The following is a 16666-nucleotide window of genomic DNA, read 5'->3' on the forward strand; positions in this document are numbered from 1 at the left end:
GCCGCGCCTCCTCGCCGCGCGCCGCGCTGCTCAGCGAGCCGGCCGGCGGGCGCGGGTGAGGCGGACGATCGACTCGATATGGCTCGTCTGGGGGAAGAGCTCGACCGCCTCGATGTCCGTGATCTCGAAGCCGCCGCGGAGGATGCCGCCGAGATCGCGCGCGAGGGTGGCCGGGTCGCACGAGACGTAGACGACCACGCGCGCGCCCGAGGCCGCGATCGCGCGCGCCGCGCCGGGCGCCCCGCTGCGCGGGGGATCCAGCACCACGACGTCCGTGCGCGCCGGGATCGGGACCTGGTCGGCGTCCGCCTCGATCGCCTTGCCGGCGAGGCCGCGGGCGGCGAGGTTCTGGCGCAGGCAAGCGACCGCCTCGGGCGACCGCTCCACCGCCGTGAACGACGCGAGCCCCGGGGCGGCCGGCGAGGCGGCCTCGGCAGCCCCGGCGACCGGCGCGGACCGCGGCGCGCCGCGCGCGAGGAGCACGGAGAGCGTCCCGCTCCCCGCGAACAGCTCCAGGACGTTCGGCGGCCGGGAGGAGTCGAGGTGAGCGAGCTCGGCGGCGCGGCCGGCGAGCACGGCGGCGCCCTCCTCGGACGGCTGCCCGAAGCCGCCCGGCGCGAGGAGCAGCGGCAGGCCGTCGGCGCCCACGATCGCCGGCCGCGGATCGCCGAACGACGCGGCCTCGCGCGCGCCGTCCAGCGTGACGCGGGCGCCGGCCCACGCGCCGTGGGCCGTGCGCTCGTCGAGCAGCTGCCACACGGCCGGCGGGAGCTGGCCGCGCCAGAGGATCTCGACCACCGGGCGGCTCGAGGCGCCCAGCGAGACGAGGATGTCGCCCTCCCCCGCGGCCCCGCGCAAGACGCTGGGCAGCTCGCCGGCGAGCGGCGCGATCGGGTCGGCCAGCACGAGGCAGCGGTCGACCGCCGCGACGGCGTGCGTCCTCGGCGCGCGGTAGCCCACGCGCACCTCGCCGCGCTCCGCGCGCGCGAACAGCCGCGCGCGCGAGCGGTAGCCGAGCGGCTGGGGCGCGGGGTGCAGGCGGATCGGCGGCAGATCGGCCTCGGCGAGCGAGGCCGCGCGCGCGATCGCCTGCCGGACGATCTGCGCGTGCGCGGCCTGCTGCGCCTCGACGCGGACGTGCATCCAGTCGCAGCCGCCGCAGGTCTCCGCGAAACGGCAGGGCGGGGCGATGCGGTCGGCGCTCGGCTCGATCACGCGGAGCAGCTTGCCCCGCGCCGGGCGCGCGCTCCGATCGAGCTCGACCTCGACGAGGTCGCCCGGCGCCGTCGCGGGGACGAAGACGACCTCGCCGGCGAGCCGACCGATCCCTGCGCCCCCGGCGGCCAGCGCGTCGATGCGCAGCTGCGCTCGCTCGCCGGCGCGGGGCCGCGCCCTGGCACCGCTCGAGCGGCGGTGAACAGCTTTCATCCCTTCATCGTAACGCGCCGCAGGCTCGTCGGGCCGGGGTGGACGAGAGAAGCTCCGCCGGCGAGGGCGAGCGAGCGCGCGCGCCCGTCCCCCGCGGGCTCCACGTTCGCGCCGAGGCGCGGCCGGCGCGTGGTGGCCGCGCCCGTCGAGGCGGGCGGCGCAGCGTCGACCCCCTTCAGGGGCGAGGGCTGCACGGTCATCGTCTTCATGTAGATCAGCGCGCCGATGCCGATGACGCACAGCGCGGTGAGGGCGATGACGGCGACGAGCACGAGCGTGTTCCTGCCGTTCCCCTTGGACACCGCGTCCTGCGTGGCCGCCCAGATGGCCGCCGGATCGGGGCGCGGCAGCGAGAGCGCGGTCTCGATCTGCGACTGGGGAGGCTGCGCCGGCGCGGCGGGCGCGAACGGCTGGGCCTGCCCCGCGATCGCCGACGGCGGCGGCGGGAACGCCGGCGCGGGCGAGCCGGCGGGAGGCGAAGGCGCGTAGCCCTGGCCGTTGAACGGCAGCGCGTACGAGGGCACCTGCGGCGATGCGCCAACCGTGGCGGCCCTGCTCGCGTGCGCGCGGCGCGCGGCGTCGCTCGGGCCCTGCGGGACCGGCGCGGGGGGCTGGGGCGGAGCCTGCTGGGGGAGCGCGAGCGTGGACGCGAGCGGGTTGCCGAGATCGCTGTCCAGGAGGCCCCCCTTGGGGAACGGCGGCCGATCGCCCGCGCCGAGATCGAGCGGCGGATACGGGTTCGCCGGGATCACCGGCGCAGCGAGGTGATGGCCGCCGGGCCCCCGCGGCGAGCTCGCGTGCGCGGGCGGAAGACCGGGGCGCACCGTGGGCAGGGCGGACGGGGCGCCGGGCTGAGGAGGAGGCGCCGGCGCGAGCTCCGGCGCCATGCCGGCGGCCGGGCGCGGCATCGCGCGCTCGCCGTAGGGGAGCGGCCGCCCCGGCTCGGCGTGCTCGCGCGTCGCGACCGTCGTCGGGACATCCTCGTCGTCGTCCATCAGCGACGAGGCCACCATCTGCTTGCCGGCCGCGTCCCTCGACGGCGAGCGTCCGACCGGCGCGATCCCGCTCGCCGGGGCGGCGTTGTGCCGCAAGACCTGCGGCGGCGTGAGCCGCTGCTGCGCCTCGGGCTCCCGGCCGCGGCTGCGGAGCCCGACGCTGTCCGTGGCCGTGGTCGAGTTCCGCCCGCGCACCTGCTCGACGTTGATCGTCGACGTCACCTCCGCCGCCCACGCGAGGTGCGCCTCGCGCTTCTGGATGCGGTCGGCGAACACCTGCTGCACGAACTGCGCGACCTCCTCGGAGCCGACGAAGATCCCGCTCCGCATCAGGAAGTTTTGCAGCGCTCGCGAAAATTCGCGCGCCGTCTGGAAGCGGTCCTGCTTGTGCTTGGCGAGCGCCTTCATGACGACGCTCTCCAGCTCGATCGGATAGTCGGGCACGATCGTGGACGGCGGCGGGACCACGCACGCCTGCACCTTCTCGAGGGTGTCGAGATCGGTATCCATCCGGAAGAGACGCTGGTTCGTCGTGAGCTCCCAGAGGACGACCCCGAGCGCGAACACATCGGTCGTGCGGTCGACCTCATTGCCGCGCACCTGCTCGGGAGACATGTAGGCCAACTTGCCTTTCAGCGTTCCCGCGCGGGTGGACGACAGCCGATCGGCCACCTTGGCGATCCCGAAATCCACCACCTTGGTGTAGCCGTCGTACGTGAGGAACAGGTTGTGCGGCGTCACGTCGCGGTGCACGAGGCCGAGCAGCTGGCCGTTCTTTCCGCGCAGCTCGTGGGCGGCGTGGAGGCCCTCTGCCGCATCGGAGCAGATGCGCGCAGCGAGCTCGGGCGAGATGCGCAGCCGGCGCTCCTCGGCGCGGCGCATCACCTCCCGGAGCGGCTCGCCATGGAGATACTCCATGGCGATCCAGTAAGTGTTGTCGTCCTTCCCGAGATCGAACACCTGCGCGACATTGGCGTGGTTGATGCCAGCCGCGATGCGCGCCTCGTCCAGGAACATGTCGACGAACTGATCGTCCTCGACCAGATGCGGGTGGATCCGCTTGATCGCGACCCACTTTTGGAAGCCGCCCGGCCCATCCATGCGCGCCAGGTGGACGCTCGCCATTCCGCCCACCCCGATCTCGTCGACCACGCGGTAACGGCCCAGGAAGTAGGTCCCCTGCTGCTTCTCGGACTCCTTCGCGCGCGCGTCAGGCGATGAATTGGTCGACCCGGGGCTTGGAGGTCCGCCCATTCGCGATGCGGGTCGAGGCGGGGGTTGGGGCATGAGCGGTCACTACTTTACCGCGAGTTCGCGGCGCTTTGCCATGTCGTCTCGGCCGAGCGACCTGGCAGATGGTCAGCTTCAATCCACTCGGTCGCTGAAGGCCCGTGTCCTGACAGGTAGGACACCACCAGAGACCCAGGACGGAGTCGCGGCGAGCTCAGGGGAACGGTTGGCCAGGTTGACCTCGCTCGAAATAGAAACGGAAGCTCCCCGTGACCCTCGAGAGGAGCTCCCGGGGGATGGCGTCTGCTGGATGACCGATCCCGGCGTCGCGCGGATCACCGACCCAGATGTCGAACGTCGCGTCCGTGTACTTGTCGACCGCGTCCGTCTCGTTGGGATCGCCGCTGAACAGCGCCTGGAACTTGATGGTCCCATCCACGGCGTAGAGCACGGTGTTCTGGTTGTGGCACGACCGCTGGAGGTAGAGCGCCATGTGCACGAGCGGGGCGAGCCCCTCCGGCTTCGGCGTCGGCGGGGGCGAGCCCGGCAGCTCGACGCCGGGCGGGAGCCCGACGCTCAGGTCGACGTCGAGCTTGTTCACCTGCCCGTCCCCGCGGATGAGGCCGACATCGTCGATCATGACCGCGAGGCCGTCCGAGACCTCCTGGAGGTCGCTGCCCCGCTGCACCCGGATCTGCAGCGTGGAGCGGTACGGGACCGCGGCGAAGAAGTCCGGGCGCATGTCGTAGGCGTCCTCCCAGCAGCCCGCCGCGAGCAGCCTCGAGCTGTAGACCTCGCCCTCCCCCTGCCCGAGCGAGCACCCGAGCGAGAGGGAGCACACGAGGGGCACGAGCAGGCGCGCCGTCACGACGCCGCCCCCGCGCGGAGGGCGGCGCGGATGCGGCCGCCGCCGAGGACGCGGTCGCCCCGGTACACCACGGCCATCTGACCGGGGGAGACGGCCCGCACCGGGCTCTCGAACCGCGCCACGAAGCTCTCGGCGCCCGTCGCAGGGTCGCGCCGCCGCTCGATGACGCCGGGCGCCGCCTCGTGCCGCGCGCGCACCCGCACCTCGGCCTCCAGGGGGAAGACCGCGTCGTCGGACCACACGGCCTCGGTGATCTCGGCGCCGGCCGCGTAGAGGTCGGCCTCGTCGCCGAGGCGCACCGCGCCGGTCGCCGCGTCGAGGCCCACGACGAACGCCGGGCGGCCCAGCGAGACGCCGATGCCCTTGCGCTGGCCCACGGTGAAGCCGTGCACCCCGCCGTGCGACCCGACCACGCGCCCGTCCCGATCGACGATCGGCCCGGGCCGGAGCCTGTCCGCCGCGCGCTCGGCCACGAAGGGCGCGTAGCGGCCGGAGGGGATGAAACAGAGCTCCTGGCTCTCCCCCTTGTCGGCCCCCGGCAGCCCGCGGGCGATCGCCTCGGCGCGCACCTCCTCCTTGGTCGAGTCGCCGAGCGGGAAGAGGAGCCGCGACAGCTCGTCCGACCGGAGCATGTGGAGGAAGTAGCTCTGATCCTTGTGCCGATCGCGGCCGCGGTAGAGGCGGGCGCCGCCCTCCTCCACGACGACCCGGGCGTAGTGGCCCGTCGCCACCCACGAGACGCCCAGCCGCTCCGCCAGCGGGAACAGCTCCCGGAGCTTGACCGAGCGGTTGCAGGCCACGCACGGGCTCGGCGTCTCGCCCGCGAGGTAGGCGTCGACGAACGGATCGACGACGTGCTCGCGGAACAGGGCGCGGCGATCGAAGGTGTAGTGCGGGATGCCGAGGTGGTCGGCGACCCGGCGGGCGTCGTGCTGATCCTCGGGCGCGCAGCAGCGGCTCTTGACGCTGCCGTCGTCGGGGTAGTCCCAGAGGTGCAGCGTCACGCCGACGACCTCGTAGCCAGCGTCGCAGAGGCGCGCCGCGGCGACGGAGGAGTCGACTCCGCCGCTCATCGCGATGAAGACGCGAGCCCCGGGGGAGGGCCGCTCGCCGGGCCGCGCCATGCCGCCGGCCTCTCGGACAGGAGTTGCCATTTCCGTTCTTATAGCGTGAATCCCGCGCCGCGGCCGGACGCCGCGGGCAAACACATGCCGGCGCGCGCCGTCGGCGGCGCGCGCCGGCGCGCGGCCCGATGATCGGACCGGCTCGCCGCCATTCACCCTTGGCCACCCCCGCGGCGCGCGTGTACCGTCTGCCAGATGCCGAGCGGGGTCGTGCTCGTGATCGAGGACGAGGAGTATGTCGCGGACCTGCTCGCCACCGCGATCCGCGAGGCGGGCTACGAGGTCATCTACTGCGCGACCGCGGAGGCCGGGCTCTCGACCGCCTGCACCCTGGAGCCCGAGTGCATCGTCTGCGACGTCGGCCTGCCCGACCACGACGGCTACTGGGTCGCGCGCAACGTCCGCACCCAACCTTCGCGGGTGTCCGTCACCCCCTTCCTGTTCCTCTCCGCCCTCGATGACCAGCAATCCCGCCTCGAGGGGTTCCACGTCGGCGCCGACGTCTACATGACCAAGCCCTTCCGGGTCACCGAGGTCGTCGCGCAGATCGGGGCCCTCGTGCAGATGGCGTCCCGCCTGCGGCAGCGGCGGGACAGTCTCATGTCCATCCCGGCCTCCGTCGACCAGACCGCCATCGAGGGCGACCTCAGCCAGATGTCGATCGCGACCGTCCTCACGGTCCTCGAGATGGAGCGGCGCTCGGGCGTGTTCGAGGTGATCAGCAAGAAGCGGCGCGCGCAGCTCGACATCGCCGAGGGGTGCATCGTCCAGGGGACCGTGGGCGGCACGCGCGTGTCGGCGCTCGCCGCGCTCCGCACCATGCTGGCCTGGAAGGTCGGACGGTTCGCGTTCGTTCCAGGCAGCCGGCCGGTGCCGTCGGAGCGAAAATCCATCGCCGCCTACCTGCTCGAAGCGACCCGGCTCGAGGACGAGAGCGCCCGCGTCGAGCTGCCGATGCCGCCGTCGCGGCGCCGTCCGGAGCCTCGGATCGCGACGACGGCGCTCGGCGGGCCGTCGTCCATCCCGGACGACGTCGCGCCGCCGTCGTCGCGCGCGCCGCTCGAGGAGCTCCTGCGCCGCCAGCCCGGCGTCGCGCCGCGGAAGGCGGCCGACGGCGCCCTGGCGATCTCCGAGGCGCCGCCGTCGCTCGAGCTGAGCTTCGAGCTCGAGGCCGCGCCGCCGCCGACGCTGCGCTCGCTCGCCCGCATGACGGCGAAGCCGCCGTCGAGCCGGCGCGGCGCGGAGGAGACCGATCCGCCCACCGTCCCGCGCGGCCAGGGCCGGCTCTCCCCGTCGAAGCCGCCGTCGCGCCGGACGACCGCGCCGCCGTCCTCGCCGGTCCGCTCGGGCGCCCTGGGCGCGGCCGAGTCGGGCGCCGCCTCCCGCGCCACCCCCGCGCCCCCCGCGAGCTTCGACGCCCCGCCGCGCACGAGCGCCGTCCCGCAGCCGCCGAGGCCGGTGCCGCCCCGGCCGCCGCGGCCCGACTCGAAGAAGCGCTGAGCGACGGCCGCGCCCGATCGAGCCTCCGGCGCGCGGTCAGGCCTCCGCGTGGTCGGGATCGTGGTCCCGCAGGTAGCTCAGGTTCACCGCGTTCACGACGGCGTGCGCCACGAACGGCCCGACGAGCGAGCCGGTCGCGGCGAAGATGGCGCCGAGCCCCGCGCCGACGCCCGCGGCCCAGCCGACCCACACCCAGCGGCTCGGGCCGCGCATCTGGTGCATCAGGCCGAAGAGGAGCGCGCTCAGCGCCACGCCGAGCAGCGGCGTCAGGAGCCCGCGGAAGAGCAGCTCCTCCCCGAGGCTCGAGAGGCCCGCGAGGAGCAGGACCTGGCCGAGCGAGAGGTCCAGCGCGACCGGGCGGAGCTCGCTGTGCAGGCGCCGCGCCCAGCCGAACCGGGTCACGGCGACGCGGGTCATCGCGACGACCCCGGCAGCGAGCGTGAGGCCGAGCGCGGCGCTCATCAGCAAGGCGGCCAGCGGGGGCAGCGAGAGCCAGGGGCTCGGGTGGATCCACGGCCATCCATCCCGCACCACCAGGGTCAGCGAGATCGCCAGCGCCGAGAGGACGAGGTAGCCGGACGCGGCCCGCAGCGTCGCGTCGGTCCGACCGGTCCGCGCCCACCGCGATGCCCCCAGCGTCGCGTCGGTCCGGCCGGTCCGCGCCCATCGCGAAGCCATGCCCCATCATGGCACGCCGCCAGAACCCGGTGAAGCGGCGCGCAGCTTCAGGACCCCTGGCCGAGCGCCGGCAACCGGACTACGTGGACGGCCATGCACGCGACCGTGGTCATCTTCCCGGGCTCCAACGCCGATGCCGAAATGATCCATACGCTCCGCGACGTGCTCCAGGTCCGCACGTCGACCGCCTGGCACCGCGACGCCGAGCTCCCCGCTGGCACCGACCTCGTCGCGATCCCCGGCGGGTTCTCCTACGGAGACTACCTGCGCTGCGGCGCCATCGCGCGCACGAGCCAGATCGTCCCCGCCATCCGGCGGCACGCGGAGCGCGGCGGCCTGGTGCTCGGCGTCTGCAACGGGTTCCAGATCCTCACCGAGGCGGGGCTGCTCCCGGGAGCCCTCACCCGCAACGCGCACCTCCGCTTCGAGTGCCGCGACGTCTTCGTGACGCCGCGCGCCGACGGGCCGTTCACGAGCGGCCTGCCTCGGGTGCTCCGCCTGCCGATCGCCCACGCCGAAGGGCGCTACCAGGCCGATCCGGAGACGCTCCGCAAGCTCGTCGAGGATCGCGCCATCGCGCTCCAGTACTGCGACCGGGAGGGGCTGGTGGGAGGAGACGCGAACCCCAACGGATCCGCCATGGACATCGCCGGCATCTACGGCGGCCCCCGGCGCAACGTGCTCGGGCTGATGCCCCACCCCGAGCGGATGAGCCAGCCCTTCCAGGGGCAAGGCTGCGCGGACGGGCGCGCCCTGTTCGACGCCGTGCTCCGCAGCGTGAACGGCACCCGCGCCGCGTCCGCCGCGAGCGCGCCGTGAGCCAGGCGGCGTCCGGCGACGCCCGCTGCCGCGTGTGCGCCGCGGCGCTCGCGCCGGGGAGCGCGCGCTGCCCGCAGTGCGGCGCGGACCAGCGCGCCGAGGCGTGCCCGCACTGCGGCGGGGTGGCCGGCGTCTCCGCGCACCCCGAGCTGCGCTTCCGGTGCGACGTCTGCGGCGGCCCGCGCGTCCCGGTCGACGGCGACCGCGTGAAGCGATCCGGACACGAGGTGCCGCTGCTCCAGAAGGCGCGCGCCGCGGCCTCGGCGCGCTCGGTCTGGCGCGCGGCGGGCATCGCGGCGAGCGCGCTCTTCGGCTTCGAGGTGTTCCTGTTCGCCGTGATGCTGCTCGTCCTCAACGCGAGCGCGGGGCTCTTCGCCGCGGGCCTCCTGACGATGGCGCCCGTCGCCGCCTTCGCCCTGTGGGCGTTCCGTCGGGCCAAGTCGCGGGGCCGGGACGTCGCGCCCGCGCTCGACGCCGCCTGGGTCTCCGTCGCGTCCGACGTCGCCCGGCAGGCCGAGGGCCCGCTCACCGCCGGCGCGCTCGCCTCGACCCTCCGCATCGGCGAGGCCCAGGCCGAGGAGCTGCTCGCGCTGCTCGAGGTGAACGACGTCGTGCGCGGCGCGGTGAGCCCCGCGGGCGAGTTCGGCTACGCGCCGCGGCTGCGCGTCGGCGCGGCGCCCGCGGTCGAGCCCGAGGCCGAGCGCGCGGCGCACGCCCTCGCCGCGGAGGAGGAAGCGCTCGCCGACGTGCCCCTCACGCAACGGACCGCCCATGTCGAGCCCACGAAGCGCTGATCCCAAGCCGAAGCCGGGCGCCCCGCGGCAGAAGCCCCGCGCGCCCCAGGAGGCCCGCGCGCCCCGCCCTGCGCCGCAGGCGCGCCGCGCCCTGACCCACGTGGGCGGCGAGACGCGGCTCGAGGGCGATCCGGCCGACGCGGCGATGCTCGCCCACGCGCTCGACGTGGCCAGCGCGAGCGACGCGGAGGAGGCGGCCCGCGCCCACGTGCACGGGTTCCACAGCTACCCGGCCCGGATGCACCCGGACACGGCCCGCCGGCTCGTCGAGGCGCTCTCGAGGCGGGGCGATCGGGTGCTCGACCCGTTCTGCGGCAGCGGCACCGTCCTCGTCGAGGCCCGGCTCGCGGGCCGCGCGGCGATCGGCGTCGACGCGAACCCCCTCGCCGTGCGCCTCGCCCGCCTGAAGGTGCAGGGCAGCACCCCGGGCGAACGCGAGCGGCTCGTGGCGACCGCGCGCGAGGTCGCGGCCGCCGCCGACGAGCGCCGCAAGGCGCGCGCCGGCCCGAGCCGCCGGTACGGCCCCGAGGACGTCGCCCTGTTCGAGCCGCACGTGCTGCTCGAGCTCGACGGCCTGCGCGTCGGCCTCGACCGCGTCGCGGGCCACGGCGCCGACGCCCTGCGCGCGGATCTCGAGCTCGTGCTCTCGGCCATCCTCACGAAGCTCAGCCGCCGCACGTCCGACACGTCGGAGCACGAGCTGCCACGGCGGATCGCCGCCGGCTATCCGGCGCGGCTCTTCGTCCGCAAGGCGGAGGAGCTCGCCCGGCGCCTCGCCGACGTCGCCCCGCCGCTGGCCGCGAGCCCGCCCGCGCTCGTCGAGGAGGGCGACGCGCGCGCGCTGCGCGGCGTCGCGCCCGACTCGGTCCACCTCGCGGTCACGTCGCCGCCGTACCCGGGCGTCTACGACTACCTCGCCCACCACGAGGCCAGGCTGCGCTGGCTCCGGCTCCGGAGCGCGAGCTTCGAGCAGGACGAGATCGGCGCCCGCCGGCACCTCGATCCGCTCGGCCCCGAGGCCGGCCCCGCGCGCTGGCGCGAGGAGCTCGGCGGCGTGCTCGTCGCGCTCGCGCGCGTGCTGCGGAGCGGCGCGCCGCTCGTGCTGCTGATCGCCGACAGCGTCGTGGCCGGCGCGCCGGTCTACGCGGTCGACGTGGTGAAGGCCGCGGCCTCGAGCGCGCGCTTCGCGGTCCGCGCGGTCGCGTCGCAGCCGCGCCCCCACTTCCACCGCCCCACGGCGCGCGCCTTCCAGCGCCGCCCGCGCCACGAGCACGCCATCCTGCTGATCCGCGCCTGACCGGCCGAAAATTGCCTCGCGGCGCGCGCCCGTGGCAGGGTGCGCCGGCATCGGGCGGGGCGCGACGCGGCCGGCACCGGACGCCGGCGACGCCCCCGGGCGCGCGACGATGACGATGGCGAGAGCACTCCTCGGACTCCTCCTCCTGTGTGGCACCGCCGTCCTCGGCTGCGGCAAGGCCGGCGGCGATCCGGGGAGAGCCGAGCTCGAGAGCACGGGGGTCGACGCGTGCGACGGCTACCTGGCCGCGATGCTCGCCTGCGCCGGCAAGCTGCCCGCGGAGACGAGGAAGGGCCACGAGGCCGCGATCCGGATCGCGCGCGACGCGCTCGAGGCGAAGGCGGAGGCCGACGACGAGACGCTCGCGGGCGACGCGAGGGCCGAGGCGCGCAGCGCGCTCGCGGCCGCGTGCCAGCAGATGAGCGAGGCGGTCGTCGAGCGCGCCCCCTGCGGCGGGTGATCGCGCGCGCGGCGGCCCGCTCGGTCGCGCGGCCGCGCGCTGGACCGCGCGCGGGGGCCAGCGCGCCGCGCGTCACGTGAAGGTGGGCACCTCCGCCGGATAGTGTTGCCGGAGGAACGACGCCCACTGCGGGCGCTTCTCGGCGTGGAACACGTCGCCGGCGAGCATGCTGGTGATGAGCTTGCGCATCGTGGGCCGCTGGTTCGGCTCGAACAGCGTCTCCCGGAAGTGGCCCTTGTAGAAGCCCTGCACGACGCCGAGGAACAGATCGACGGCGTAGCGGACCTCCGCCTCGTAGCTCGCGAACGCGGCGCGCGAGGTGTCCCCGGCCTCGAGCGCGCGGTGGATCGCCGTGGCCGCCAGATCGGCGCCCTTGATGGCGAGGTGCGCGCCCGTCGAGAAGAGCGGGTCGAGGAACCCGCCGGCGTCGCCCACGAAGAGCCAGCCGTCTCCGGCGAGCTGGTCGATCCGGTACGAGAAGTCGGCGAGCGCCCCCACCGGCCTCACGCGCCGCGCGCCCGCGAGGAACTCCCGCGCCCAGCTGCTCTCGGCGATGGTGCGATCGAAGAGATCGTCGAGGCTCTCCCCTCGCCTCCGGCTCCGGATCCAGCTCGACGACACGACCGCGCCGACGCTCGTCACCTCGCCGCGGAACGGGATGAACCAGAACCACCCGTGGTCGAAGATGACCAGCTGGATGTTGCCCTGGTGGATCCCCTCCTCGCGGACCACGCCCTCGTAGTGGGCGAAGAGCGCGGTTTTGTCGAGCTCGGCGAGCTGCGCCTTGCGCCGCAACCTCGAGGCGAGCAGCGTGTCCCGCCCCGTCGCGTCCACGATGACCGGCGCCCGGAGCTCGACGACGTCGCTCGCGTCCGGCGCGGCGCCGCTCGACCCCGCGCGCGGCCGCGCGCGCACCCCGACCGCGCGCGACCCGTCGAACAGCACCTCGACGGCCTCCCACGACTCGCGCACCTCCGCCCCCAGCTCCGCCGCGTGCCGCAGCAGCAGCTGGTCGAACACGTCGCGCTCCACCTGGTAGGCGAACTCGAACTTGGGATCGAACGCGTCGGCGAAGCTGTACGTCCGCGTCCGCCCCGTCGACGAGCACAGGAAGCGGGCGCCGTACTTGCGGAGGAAGCGCGCGTCGAGCTTCTCGTCCAGCCCGAGCCGCTCGAAGACCTCGCGGGAGCGCGGCAGCAGCGACTCGCCGATGTGAAAGCGAGGGAACGTCTCCCGCTCGAGCACGAGGGAACGGCGGCCGAGCTTGGCCAGCGACGCGGCGAGCGTCGACCCACCCGGCCCGCCGCCGAGGATGATTGCGTCCCAGCGATCGGTCATGGCTCCGTCGTATAATGCGAGGAGACGCCCGCGAAAATGTGGTCGCGGCGCGCGAGGTCAGCGCCGAGCTGGCGCGCCGCTCGCCATCGGCGCGGGGCCACAGCCAAGGCGCAGGAGGAAGCGGCGATGCCCACGGTCGTGTTCGAGGCCAGCGAGCTCGGCCCTCCCCTCTCCGCCGAGGCCGAGGCCGGCAGGCTGATCGACGTCTGCGACGACGCGCGCGCCCCGGTCGTGTTCTCGTGCCGGGACGCGCGCTGCGCCACCTGCCGCGTCGAGGTCGTCGAGGGGGAGCAGCGCCTCGAGCCGCCGGCGCGCGACGAGCTCGAGCTGCTCGAGCGCCTCGGCGCCCCGCCGCGCCTGCGCCTCGCCTGCCAGGCGGTGCTCCGCGCCGGCCCTGGGCTGGTCCGGCTCCGCGTCGTGCGCGGCATTGGCGGGACCGGCGAACGGTGTTAAGGCAGGCCCCGTTCTGAGGCCCGGCTCCGATGGAGGGCGAGACCCGGCGCCCTACGGCGCTGCCCGCGCGCGGCGACGGCGGGCGCCGCTCGCTCGGGCCGCGCTCCGCTGCGCAGCGGGCGCGGTCGCTCGCCGGGCGGACAGCGACGAGGCCGCGCGGAGGAGAGAAGTGGAGGAGACGTGACCAAAGCCAGGAAGCTGCGCGAGCTCATGGCCCGCCCGGGCCCGATCGTCATCATCGGCGCGCACAACGGGCTCTCCGCGAAGATCGGCGAAGAGGCAGGGTTCGACGGGCTCTGGGCCTCCGGCTTCGAGATCTCCGCGAGCTACGCGGTGCCGGACGCGAACATCCTCACGATGGCGGAGAACCTCCACGCCGCCAAGATGATGAACAACACCTCGCTCCCCGTCGTCGCGGACTGCGACAACGGCTACGGCAACGCCGTCAACGTCATCCGCTGCGTCGAGGAGTACGAGGCCGCCGGTATCGCGGCCATCTGCATGGAAGACAACATCTTCCCGAAGCGCTGCAGCTTCTACGCGGGCGTGAAGCGCGAGCTCGCCGAGGTCGAGGAGCACGCGCTCAAGGTCCGCGCGGCGAAATCGGCGCAGAAGGATCGCGACTTCGTGGTCATCGCGCGGACCGAGGCGCTCATCGCCGGCTGGGGGATGGATGAGGCGCTCCGCCGCGGCCGCGCCTACGCGGACGCGGGCGCCGACATGGTCCTCATCCACTCGAAGAGCAAGGACCCGGACGAGGTGCTCTCCTTCGCCCGCGCGTGGGATCGCCCGGGCACGCCGCTCGTCTGCGTGCCGACGATCTACCGCACGACCACCGTCGACACCCTGCACAAGGCCGGCTTCAAGCTGATCATCTTCGCGAACCACGCGATCCGCTCCTCCATCAAGGCGATGACGGAGACGCTCCAGACGCTGAAGCGCGAGATGTACACCGGCAGCGTCGACGACAAGGTGGTGCCGCTCGAGCGCGTCTATCAGCTCGTGGGCGTCGACAAGATGAAGCAGGAGGAGTCGAGCTTCCTGCCGTCCGGCAGCCCGGGCGTCACCGCGGTCATCCTCGCCGCTGGCCAGAGCCAGGGCCTCCTCCCCCTCACGGAGGAGCTGCCGAAGCCGATGCTCGACCTGAAGGGCAAGAGCATCCTCGAGCGGCAGATCGACGTGCTCAACGCGTGCGGCGTGAAGGACGTCGCCGTCGTGCGCGGGTACAAGAAGGAGGCGATCAAGCTCCCGAACGCCCGCTATTACGACAACGACGAGTACGCGACGACGAACGAGGTCGCCTCGCTCTTCCGCGCCTCCAAGGAGCTGAACGGGCCGTTCGTCTTCCTCTACGGCGACATCGTGTTCGAGCGCGGCCACCTCGAGAAGCTGCTCAAGAGCCCGGCCGACATCTCGATCGTGGTCGACCGCGCCTACGCCGAGGGCCAGCGGCCCAAGGACGCCCGCGGCGTGCCGGATCTCGTGGTCCTGAAGGACGCGCAGGAGGCCGGCTACCGCTTCGTGGGCGCCGACGCGCCGCACCGGGTGGCCCGGGTCGGCCGCGCGATCCCGGCGAGCGAGGCGCACGGCGAGTTCGTCGGCATGGCCATGTTCACCGCGAAGGGCGCGCGCCTGCTCACGGACTGCTACCACCAGCTGCAGGAGACCCGCGCGAAGGGCAGCTTCCACGAGGCCGAGTCGCTCCGCAGCGCGACCTTCACCGACCTGCTCCAGGAGCTCATCGACCGCGGCGCGGACGTGCAGGCGATCGACGTCTACAAGGGGTGGCTCGAGATCGACACGTTCGAGGACTACCGCCGCGCCTGGGCGCTCATCAAGGAGTGAGCCGATGTCCCACGGTTCAGGAAAATCGTACGCGCCCGAGTTCGTCGCCGCGCTCAAGGAGGCGGGGTTCGACTTCTTCGCGGGCGTGCCCTGCTCGCTCTTGAAGGGCCTGGTCTCGCAGCTCGAGGCCGACAGGGACGCCCGCTACATCTCGGCGACCCGCGAGGACAGCGCGATCGGGATGGCGTTCGGCGCCTGGCTCGGCGGCCGGCTGCCGATGGTCCTGATGCAGAACTCCGGGCTCGGCGTCTCCGTGAACGCGCTGGCCTCGCTCAGCACGATGTACGAGGTGCCCGCGCTGCTCGTCATCTCCTGGCGGGGCGAGGGCGGCAACGACGCCCCGGAGCACATCATGATGGGCGAGATCATGCTCCCCATCCTCGATCTGATGAAGATCCAGCACCGCGTCCTCCGCGGCGGCGAGCCGATGGGCCCGCAGGTCGGGTGGGCGAAGGACGTCATGCTCTCCACGAGGCAGCCGGCGGCGCTCATCGTCCCGGCGGGGGTGCTCGAATGAACAAGCTCGAAGCGCTCAAGGTGTTCACGGCGGCGGTCCGCAAGGACGACCTCGTGGTCTGCTGCAACGGCATGATCGGCCGCGAGCTCTACACGACGCAGGACCGGCCCTCGAACTTCTACATGATCGGCTCGATGGGGCTCGGCCTGTCGATCGGCCTCGGCCTCGCGCTCGCGCAGCCGCGCAAGCGGATCTTCGTGCTCGACGGCGACGGCAACGTCCTCATGGGCATGAACGCCCTCGCCAGCGTCGGGAGCGAGCGGCCCGCGAACCTCCTGCACGTCGTCCTCGACAACCGCTCCCACGCCTCGACGGGCGGGCAGCGGACGATCTCGGGCGACGTGAAGCTCGAGTCGGTCGCCAGCGCCGTCGGCTACCGCGCCACGCACCGCGCCGACTCGGTCGAGTCGTTCGACGCGTCGCTGCGCGCCGCGCTCGTGCAGCCGGGCCCGGTCATGGTCCTCGCCCTCGTCGAGGGCGGCACCGTGAAGGGCATCGGCCGCGTCGCCGAGACCCCGCCGGAGCTCGCCGCCCGCTTCGCCGCCGAGGCGCGCCGATGAGGGCCATCCTGCTCGCCGCGGGGCGCGGCCGGCGCATCGGCCGGGACGCGCCCAAGTGCCTCATCTCGATCGAGGGCAAGACGCTGCTCGAGCGCCACCTCGTGAACCTCGCCGAGAGCGGCGTCACCGAGCTGACGATCGTCGTCGGCTTCCGGCGCGAGATGATCGAGGAGGCCCTCGCGTCGCTGCGCACCCCGCTGAAGATCGAGCTCGTCGAGAACCCGCGGTTCGTCCACGGGAGCATCGTCTCGCTCCACGTCGCGGCCGACCGGCTGTCGGGCGGCGGGCTGTGGATGGACGCCGACGTGCTGTACCCCGCCGCGCTGCTGCGGCGCCTCGTGACCTCGCCTCACGAGAACTGCCTGCTCGTCGACGCGGGCTCGGAGGAGAGCGGCGAGGAGATGATGGTCGGCGTCCGCGCCGGCCGCGTCCTCAAGATCGCGCGCCGCGTCGGCAAGGGCTGGGACGTGGCGGGCGAGACCGTCGGCTTCGCCAAGGTCGGCCCGCAGGGCGGCCGCGTGATGCAGCGCCTCCTCGAGGAGGAGGTCTCCGCCGGCCGCCTCGATCAGGAGTACGAGGCCGCGATGGACCGCGCCTTCCAGGAGGTGCCGTTCGGCATCGAGCGCGTCGACGACCTGCCCTGGACCGAGATCGACTTCGAGGAGGACGTGGAGAAGGCCCGCCGGCTGGCGAGCGCGCTCTGACGCCCGCCCTCTGACGCCCGCCCTCTGACCCGCGCCCTCTGACCCGCAGAACGCGC

16 protein-coding genes are annotated in these 16666 nt (G+C 74.0%); 10 read left to right on the forward strand and 6 right to left on the reverse strand.

The window, feature by feature from the left end; translation table 11 throughout:
* Positions 1-30: 30 nt before the first annotated feature.
* From WME83_RS42340 to mnmA, 4 genes are all read right to left on the reverse strand, one after another.
* Complete coding sequence (locus tag WME83_RS42340; protein WP_437315388.1) at positions 31-1428, reverse strand: class I SAM-dependent RNA methyltransferase; 1398 nt, start codon at positions 1426-1428, stop codon at positions 31-33.
* Positions 1425-3677 carry a serine/threonine protein kinase gene (locus WME83_RS42345; protein WP_437315389.1) on the reverse strand — a complete coding sequence of 751 codons (2253 nt, stop codon included), beginning with the start codon at positions 3675-3677 and terminating at the stop codon, positions 1425-1427. The genes WME83_RS42340 and WME83_RS42345 overlap by 4 nt, the downstream gene beginning before the upstream one ends.
* 190 nt (positions 3678-3867) lie before the next feature.
* Positions 3868-4521 carry a hypothetical protein gene (locus WME83_RS42350; protein WP_437315390.1) on the reverse strand — a complete coding sequence of 218 codons (654 nt, stop codon included), beginning with the start codon at positions 4519-4521 and terminating at the stop codon, positions 3868-3870.
* Positions 4518-5645 carry a tRNA 2-thiouridine(34) synthase MnmA gene (gene mnmA, locus WME83_RS42355; RefSeq protein ID WP_437322106.1) on the reverse strand — a complete coding sequence of 376 codons (1128 nt, stop codon included), beginning with the start codon at positions 5643-5645 and terminating at the stop codon, positions 4518-4520. Before mnmA ends, WME83_RS42350 begins: the two co-directional genes overlap by 4 nt.
* 195 nt (positions 5646-5840) lie before the next feature.
* On the opposite strand from mnmA, the gene WME83_RS42360 reads away from it, so the two are divergent.
* Entirely contained in the window at positions 5841-7145 is a 1305-nt protein-coding gene (locus tag WME83_RS42360; RefSeq protein WP_437315391.1) for a response regulator, read from the forward strand.
* A 36-nt stretch (positions 7146-7181) separates the two neighbouring features.
* On the opposite strand, the gene WME83_RS42365 is transcribed toward WME83_RS42360, so the two are convergent.
* Complete coding sequence (locus WME83_RS42365) at positions 7182-7823, reverse strand: CPBP family intramembrane glutamic endopeptidase (protein WP_437315392.1); 642 nt, start codon at positions 7821-7823, stop codon at positions 7182-7184.
* Positions 7824-7916: 93 nt separating this feature from the next.
* On the opposite strand from WME83_RS42365, the gene purQ reads away from it, so the two are divergent.
* The 4 genes from purQ (at position 7917) to WME83_RS42385 (ending at position 11193) form a co-directional block, all read left to right on the forward strand.
* Positions 7917-8642, forward strand: a complete 726-nt coding sequence (purQ, locus tag WME83_RS42370) for a phosphoribosylformylglycinamidine synthase subunit PurQ (protein WP_437315393.1) — start codon at positions 7917-7919, stop codon at positions 8640-8642.
* Entirely contained in the window at positions 8639-9436 is a 798-nt protein-coding gene (locus WME83_RS42375) for a zinc ribbon domain-containing protein (RefSeq protein WP_437315394.1), read from the forward strand. Before purQ ends, WME83_RS42375 begins: the two co-directional genes overlap by 4 nt.
* Positions 9414-10733 (forward strand): DNA methyltransferase, encoded by a 1320-nt coding sequence (locus WME83_RS42380; RefSeq protein WP_437315395.1) that lies wholly within the window; start codon positions 9414-9416, stop codon positions 10731-10733. The genes WME83_RS42375 and WME83_RS42380 overlap by 23 nt, the downstream gene beginning before the upstream one ends.
* 115 nt (positions 10734-10848) lie before the next feature.
* Complete coding sequence (locus tag WME83_RS42385; RefSeq protein ID WP_437315396.1) at positions 10849-11193, forward strand: hypothetical protein; 345 nt, start codon at positions 10849-10851, stop codon at positions 11191-11193.
* Between the two features lie 72 nt (positions 11194-11265).
* Here WME83_RS42385 and WME83_RS42390 read toward each other — a convergent pair whose 3' ends face one another.
* Complete coding sequence (locus WME83_RS42390; protein ID WP_437315397.1) at positions 11266-12531, reverse strand: NAD(P)/FAD-dependent oxidoreductase; 1266 nt, start codon at positions 12529-12531, stop codon at positions 11266-11268.
* Between the two features lie 126 nt (positions 12532-12657).
* Here WME83_RS42390 and WME83_RS42395 point away from each other — a divergent pair, with 126 nt between their 5' ends.
* From WME83_RS42395 to WME83_RS42415, 5 genes are all read left to right on the forward strand, one after another.
* Positions 12658-12984: a 2Fe-2S iron-sulfur cluster-binding protein gene (locus tag WME83_RS42395; RefSeq protein WP_437315398.1), complete on the forward strand. Its 327-nt coding sequence runs from the start codon at positions 12658-12660 to the stop codon at positions 12982-12984.
* 180 nt (positions 12985-13164) lie between these two features.
* Positions 13165-14829 carry an isocitrate lyase/phosphoenolpyruvate mutase family protein gene (locus WME83_RS42400; protein WP_437315399.1) on the forward strand — a complete coding sequence of 555 codons (1665 nt, stop codon included), beginning with the start codon at positions 13165-13167 and terminating at the stop codon, positions 14827-14829.
* 4 nt (positions 14830-14833) lie between these two features.
* Positions 14834-15346 carry a thiamine pyrophosphate-binding protein gene (locus tag WME83_RS42405; protein ID WP_437315400.1) on the forward strand — a complete coding sequence of 171 codons (513 nt, stop codon included), beginning with the start codon at positions 14834-14836 and terminating at the stop codon, positions 15344-15346.
* Positions 15343-15906 (forward strand): thiamine pyrophosphate-dependent enzyme, encoded by a 564-nt coding sequence (locus WME83_RS42410; protein ID WP_437315401.1) that lies wholly within the window; start codon positions 15343-15345, stop codon positions 15904-15906. Before WME83_RS42405 ends, WME83_RS42410 begins: the two co-directional genes overlap by 4 nt.
* Positions 15903-16610, forward strand: coding sequence for an NTP transferase domain-containing protein (locus tag WME83_RS42415; RefSeq protein ID WP_437315402.1), 708 nt, complete (start codon positions 15903-15905; stop codon positions 16608-16610). The genes WME83_RS42410 and WME83_RS42415 overlap by 4 nt, the downstream gene beginning before the upstream one ends.
* Positions 16611-16666: the final 56 nt, after the last annotated feature.

Origin of the sequence: Sorangium sp. So ce385 (genome assembly GCF_051474135.1) — a bacterium.
Classification (GTDB): Bacteria; Myxococcota_A; Polyangia; order Polyangiales; family Polyangiaceae; genus Sorangium; species Sorangium cellulosum_D.